General features: G+C 69.2%; 5 protein-coding genes. 2 read left to right on the forward strand and 3 right to left on the reverse strand.

Features of this window, described 5'->3' with window-relative positions; all coding sequences use genetic code 11:
- The 3 genes from Q0C59_RS19095 to Q0C59_RS19105 form a co-directional block, all read right to left on the reverse strand.
- Window positions 1-1,101: FtsX-like permease family protein (locus Q0C59_RS19095; RefSeq protein WP_291218554.1), on the reverse strand; the 1,101-nt coding region annotated here is incomplete at its 3' end.
- Window positions 1,098-1,754, reverse strand: coding sequence for an ABC transporter ATP-binding protein (locus Q0C59_RS19100; RefSeq protein ID WP_291218556.1), 657 nt, complete (start codon window positions 1,752-1,754; stop codon window positions 1,098-1,100). The genes Q0C59_RS19100 and Q0C59_RS19095, both read right to left, overlap by 4 nt.
- Window positions 1,751-2,248, reverse strand: coding sequence for a Fur family transcriptional regulator (locus Q0C59_RS19105; RefSeq protein WP_291218558.1), 498 nt, complete (start codon window positions 2,246-2,248; stop codon window positions 1,751-1,753). The genes Q0C59_RS19100 and Q0C59_RS19105 overlap by 4 nt, the downstream gene beginning before the upstream one ends.
- An 89-nt stretch (window positions 2,249-2,337) precedes the next feature.
- On the opposite strand from Q0C59_RS19105, the gene aztA reads away from it, so the two are divergent.
- Together aztA and Q0C59_RS19115 are read left to right on the forward strand one after the other, a co-directional pair.
- A complete protein-coding gene (aztA, locus tag Q0C59_RS19110; RefSeq protein ID WP_291218560.1) occupies window positions 2,338-3,129 on the forward strand; it encodes a zinc ABC transporter ATP-binding protein AztA in 792 nt (263 codons plus the stop codon).
- A partial coding sequence (locus Q0C59_RS19115) for a metal ABC transporter permease (RefSeq protein WP_291218562.1) occupies window positions 3,126-3,925 on the forward strand: 800 nt, incomplete at its 3' end. The genes aztA and Q0C59_RS19115, both read left to right, overlap by 4 nt.

Raw genomic sequence — 3,925 nt, forward strand, 5'->3', positions numbered from 1 at the left:
CCAGCCGTTGATGGCCAGCGACTGGCTGTCCATCAACATGGAACCGAGCAGCGCCGCCAGGCCGTGTGCCGCCAGCAGGCCGAGCACACAGGCCAGCACGGCCAGCCACAGGGCCTCGCACAGCAGCAGCGAAGCCACGCGCCTGGGCGGCGCGCCCAACATGCGCAGCATGGCGAGATCACCCCGGCGCTCGCGCACCGCGCTCCACAGCGCAATGAACACCGACAGCGCGGCCACGCCCAGCAGCACGGCGCCCAGACCCTGGAGCACCTGCGTGCCCACGCCCACCATGGAGAGCAGCCGCGTGATTTCGAGCGCCGGCGCGGCGGCCTGCATGGACGTGGTGCTGTTGATGAAGCGCGGAAAGCTCACCGCCGCAATGGGCGTGTTGTACGTGATGAGCGCCAGCGTCACCTCGCGTTCGTCGGCCAGTGCCTCGGCGAGTTCAAGGCGCTCGGCCTCGTCCATCTGGTCGCCGGCGTGCATGTCGTCGTGCACCTGCCAGACCGATTCGGTGGCGGTGAGCACCAGCCGGTCGAGCACGCAGCGGCAGGGTGCGAGAACACCGCTCACGGTGTAGGGCGTTTCGCCGTGCATGGCGTCGCCTGCGCCCAGACCGTGCGCGCCTTCGAACGCCTGGCCCGGTTGCAGCCCGGTGCGGCTGGACACCTGGGCGCCGAGCACCGCCTGCATCGGCGTTGACCACAGCGCGCCCTGCGCAAGTTGTGCACCGTAGTGCGTGGCGTAGTCGGCGGTGGTGCCTACGATGCGGAAACCCTGCAGGTTGTCACCCAGGCTCAACGGAATGAGTTTGGCCACCTGCGGGTGCTGTGCGAGGCGCTGCACCTCGGCCAGCGGGATGTTGCCCGGTGGCACGTCGATGTGAAACACGCCCGCGAGGATCAGCTGCATCGGGCTTCCCTTGGCGCCCACCACCACATCAATGCCGGCCAGATCGCGCTCGAACGCACGGTCGATCTGGTCGCGCGCAATCAGCACGAAGGCCATCGAGGCCAGACCGAGCGCGAGCAGGAGCAGGTTGAGTGTGGTGGCGAGCGGACGCGACCACAGGTAGCGCCACGAGAGACCGAACACGTTCATACGGCCACCGCTGCCCGGGCATCGAACGCGAGCACGCTGGCCTGTGGCAGCGCCTGCACCACGCGTGCGTCGTGGGTGGCGATCACCAGCGTGGCGTTCAAGTTGGCCGCGCAGGTTCGCAGCAGGTCCAACGCGGCTGCACAGGCTGCGTCGTCCAGACTGGCGGTGGGCTCGTCGGCCAGGATCACGCCCGGGCGCAGCAGCAGCGCACGGGCCAGCGCCACGCGCTGCGCCTGCCCACCCGAGAGTTGCGAAGGCTTGCGCGCCGAGAGCGAATCGATGTCGAGCAGCTGCAAGGCCCTGTGAACAGCGGCGCGAACCACCGGCAAACCCGCAGCAAAGAACACCAGCCCCAGGTTGTCCTCCACCGACAGGGCATCGCTCAGGTGCAGCTTCTGCGGCAGAAAACCGATGTGCCTCGCGCGCCAGGCGTCGCGTGTGGCAGCAGACAACCCGCCCACCGACTGCCCGCCCACCTCCACCTCGCCTGCGGTGGGCGTGAGCAGGCCGCTGGCCAAGGCGAGCCAGGTCGACTTGCCGCTGCCCGAAGGACCGCGCAACAGCAGCGTGCCGCCCTGCGCCACCGACACATCGGCGAAGCGCAGCGGCTCGCTGTGCGGGTAGGCGAATTGCAGACCGCGGCTGTCGATCACGCAGCAGGCTCCGCGCAGCCCGCGCAAGTGCCGTGGATGGAAACGTCCACCCGGTTGCCCTGGTGACCCAGGCGCGCCAGCGCAGCAAACAGGTCGTGGGTCACGGCGCGCGTGGGTTCGCTGGCGTCGGTGAGGTGGAACTGCCGGTGGCAGGCGTCGCACTCAAAACGCGGCAGCGCACCTTCGTCTTCACCGCCCGGCGTGGGCAACGCCAGGCTGAAGTGCCAGGTGCGCGCGTCGTCGGCCTGACGCTGCAGCACGCCGCAAGCGGCCAGGCGGTCCAGCAAGCGGTAGAGCGTGACGCGGTTGATGTCCAGGCCGCGCGCGGTCAGCGAAGCCAGCGCCTGCGCGTGGGTCAGGCCACCGGGCGGACGGGCCAGGAACAGGCCGAGCACGGCGCGGGTGGCGAGCGTGCGCCGCAGACCGGCCTTCTCCAGGCGGGACTGGATCTCGGGCGGAACGCCCAGGGGTTCTTTGGGTGTGCGTGGGTTCAAGGGACACGTCTCCGCTTTATCGCAACTGTGTTGCGTTATGATGCCTGTTACCGCAATTGAGTTGCATTATCTCCGCCCCAAGGATCCCCGTGCAAGCCCATCCCGACGCCGCCAGCAGCCCACCGGCCATCGCGCTGCGCAACCTCACGCTGGGCTACGAGCAGCACCCGGCCGTGCACCACCTGTCCATCACCATCGATCCAGGCTCGCTGGTGGCAGTGGTCGGGCCCAACGGTGCGGGCAAGTCCACGCTGGTCAAGGCCCTGGCTGGCCAGTTGCGGCCCATCGAGGGCTGGGTCGAAGGGCTCGAACACCACCGCGTGGCCTGGCTGCCGCAACACAGCGGCGTGGACCGCAGCTTTCCCATCTCGGTGCAGGAGCTCGTGATGCTCGGTCTGTGGCACGAGGTGGGCGCGCTGGGGCGCTACAGCGCTGCCCACCGCAAGGCAGGGCACGAGGCGCTGGCTGCTGTGGGTTTGCTGGGCTTCGAGCGGCGCAGCATCGACACGCTCTCAGGCGGGCAAATGCAGCGCGCCCTGTTCGCCCGCCTGATCCTGCAGGACGCACCCGTGGTGCTGCTCGACGAACCTTTTGCTGCGGTGGACCAGCGCACCACCGACGACCTGCTGGCCCTGCTGCACCGCTGGCACGCGCAGGGCAAAACCGTGGTGGCGGTGCTGCACGATCTGTCGCAGGTGCGTGCGCATTTCCCCCAGACCCTGCTGCTGGCGCGCGAACCGGTGGCCTGGGGTGCCACAGCCGAGGTGTTGACGCCCGCCCACTGGCAACGCGCGCTGCGCATGCAGGAGCCGTTTGACGAGGACGCACCCCTGTGCGCGCCGGCCAGCACCCACGCACACAGCCACGGAGTCTCGGCATGAGCGCGCTGGACGGTCCAGACGCCACGACGACGATGCTCTGGGCCCACCTGTGGCTGGGGCCTTTCGTGGAATTCGGCTTCATGCGCAGCGCACTGCTGGGTTGCGTGGCGCTGGCGGTGAGCGCCGCGCCGGTGGGTGTGTTCCTGATGTTGCGGCGCATGAGCCTGACCGGCGACGCCATGGCCCACGCCATCCTGCCAGGCGCGGCCATTGGCTATTTGATCGCAGGGCTTTCGCTCGGCGCCATGACCTTCGGCGGCATCGTCGCCGGTTTGGCGGTGGCGGTGGGCTCGGGCCTGGTGGCGCGCAACACCGTGCTGCGCGAAGACACCAGCCTCGCCGCGTTCTATCTGCTGTCGCTCGCGTTGGGGGTGCTGATCGTCTCGGTGCGCGGCAACAGCGTTGATTTGCTGCATGTTCTTTTCGGCACCGTGTTGGCCCTGGACGGCGCCGCCCTCAGCTTGCTGGGCAGCATCGCGGTGATCACTTTGGTGTCGCTGCGCGTGCTCTACCGCCCTCTGGTGCTGGACTGCCTGGACCCGGGTTTCCTGCGCGGTCACAGCCGCTGGAGCCCGGTGGCGCACTACGGTTTTCTGGCGCTGCTGGTGATCAACCTCGTGGCCGGGTTCCACGCCCTGGGCACGCTCATGTCGGTCGGCATGATGGTGCTGCCCGCCGCCACCGCGCGTTTCTGGGTGCGCCGCCTCGGCGCCTTGCTGGGCCTGGCCGTGGTGTTCGCCCTGCTGGCCTGTGTGGCCGGCCTGCTGGTCTCCTACCACGCCGACTGGCCCACCGG

This window comes from Hydrogenophaga sp. (assembly GCF_022844385.1).
In the GTDB taxonomy this organism is placed as follows: domain Bacteria; phylum Pseudomonadota; class Gammaproteobacteria; order Burkholderiales; family Burkholderiaceae_C; genus Hydrogenophaga.